Source organism: Pseudomonas sp. EGD-AK9 (assembly GCF_000465935.2).
Taxonomy (GTDB): domain Bacteria; phylum Pseudomonadota; class Gammaproteobacteria; order Pseudomonadales; family Pseudomonadaceae; genus Aquipseudomonas.
Genome location: NZ_AVOF01000490.1, coordinates 1 through 1,808, shown reverse-complemented (window position 1 = coordinate 1,808; position 1,808 = coordinate 1). Strand labels below are relative to the sequence as shown.

Annotated in this window: 3 protein-coding genes; all 3 read right to left on the bottom strand. The window is 66.8% G+C overall.

Features of this window, described 5'->3' with window-relative positions:
• Positions 1-726 (bottom strand): 2Fe-2S iron-sulfur cluster-binding protein (locus N878_RS19350; RefSeq protein ID WP_031303524.1); only part of this gene is annotated, 726 nt, incomplete at its 3' end.
• On the bottom strand, positions 723-1,049 hold the full coding sequence (locus tag N878_RS19345) for a sarcosine oxidase subunit delta (RefSeq protein WP_021445212.1): 327 nt from the start codon (positions 1,047-1,049) through the stop codon (positions 723-725). The genes N878_RS19350 and N878_RS19345, both read right to left, overlap by 4 nt.
• Before the next feature lie 55 nt (positions 1,050-1,104).
• Positions 1,105-1,808: FAD-dependent oxidoreductase (locus tag N878_RS19340; RefSeq protein ID WP_021445211.1), on the bottom strand; the 704-nt coding region annotated here is incomplete at its 5' end.

Genomic DNA, 1,808 nt, shown 5'->3' with positions numbered 1-1,808 from the left:
CGGCAGCAGGGTCACTTCCGGCATCTCTTCCAGCTCGGCGATGGCCTTGGCGGCCCATTCGGCGGCCGGCTTGCCGTCGAGGGTCTCGCGGGTGGAGAGCAGGCTGCCGCCGAACTCTTCCTGTTCGTCGGCGAGGATCACCCGCGCGCCGCTGCGCCCGGCGGCCAGAGCCGCAGCCAGACCGGCGGGGCCGGCGCCGACCACCAACACGTCGCAGTGCTGGTTCATGTAGTCGTAGATGTCCGGGTCGTTTTCCTTCGGCGCACGGCCCAGGCCTGCGGCCTTACGGATGTACTTCTCGTAGGTCAGCCAGAGGTTCTGCGGGTACATGAAGGTCTTGTAGTAGAAACCGGGCGGCATCATGCCGCCGCCGACCTTGCCGAGAATGCCCATCAGGTCGGTGTTGACGCTCGGCCAGCCGTTGGTGCTGGCGGCCGTCAGGCCCTGGTACAGCGCCTGCTGGGTGGCGCGCACGTTGGGGATCTGGGTGGCCTCGCTGGAGCCGATCTGCAGCACGGCATTGGGCTCTTCGGCACCGGCGGCGACTATGCCGCGCGGACGCGAGTACTTGAAGCTGCGACCGACCACGTCGACGCCGTTGGCCAGCAGGGCAGCGGCCAGGGTATCGCCGGCGTAACCCTGAAAGGTCTGACCGTTGAAGCTGAAAGTCAGGGGCTGGCTGCGGTCGATGCGGCCGCCCTGGGCAAGACGATTGACCTGGCTCATGCCGTTACTCCTTGGTCGACGGCCTTCTTCGCGGCGAGGGAGGCCTCAGTCACGCTGGGGCGTTCGCCGATCTTGTAGGTTTCGAGGATTTCGTAGCTCACCGTGTGACGGGTGACGTTGAAGTACTGGCGGCAGCCCGCCGCGTGGATCCACAACTCGTGGTGGATGCCGCGCGGGTTGTCGCGGAAGAACAGGTACTCGCCCCACTCCTCGTCGGTGCAGGCGTTCGGGTCCAGCGGGCGGGCGATGTGCGCCTGGCCGCCGGCGTGGAACTCTTCTTCGGAACGCAGTTCGCCACAGTGAGGGCAGAAGATGTGCAACATGCTCGGTACCTCCAGAAAACCATCGTCCCTCTCTCAGCGAGAGAGGGCGCCAAAATCAGTGCGCGACACCCGCCGCGCCGTGTTCGTCGATCAGCGCGCCGTTGTGGAAGCGCTCGATGGAGAACGCCTTGGCCAGCGGGTGCATCTCGCCCTTGGCCAGGCTGGCGGCGAACACGTGGCCCGAACCCGGGGTGGCCTTGAAGCCGCCGGTACCCCAGCCGCAGTTGAAGAACAGGTTCTTCACCGGGGTCTTGGCGATGATCGGGCAGGCGTCCGGGGTGGTGTCGACGATGCCGCCCCACTGGCGGTTCATGCGCACCCGCGACAGCACCGGGAACATCTCGACGATGGCCTGCAGGGTGTGTTCGATGGTCGGGTAGGAGCCGCGCTGGCCGTAGCCGTTGTAGCCGTCGATGCCGGCGCCGATGACCAGGTCGCCCTTGTCCGACTGGCTGATGTAGCCGTGCACGGCGTTGGACATGATCACGGTGTCGATGATCGGCTTGATCGGCTCGGAGACCAGCGCCTGCAGCGGGTGCGACTCCAGCGGCAGGCGGAAACCGGCAAGCTTGGCCATATGCCCGGAGTTACCGGCGGTGACCACGCCGACGCGCTTGGCGCCGATGAAGCCCTTGCTGGTTTCCACGCCGATCACCGCGCCGTTTTCCTTGCGGAAACCGATCACCTCGGTCTGCTGGATCAGGTCGACGCCCAGGGCGTCGGCGGCGCGGGCGAAGCCCCAGGCCACCGCGTCGTGAC

Coding starts and splice junctions, on each gene's coding strand:
- N878_RS19345 (WP_021445212.1), bottom strand. CDS start 1,049: ATGTTGCACATCTTCTGCCCTCACTGTGGCGAACTGCGTTCCGAAGAA.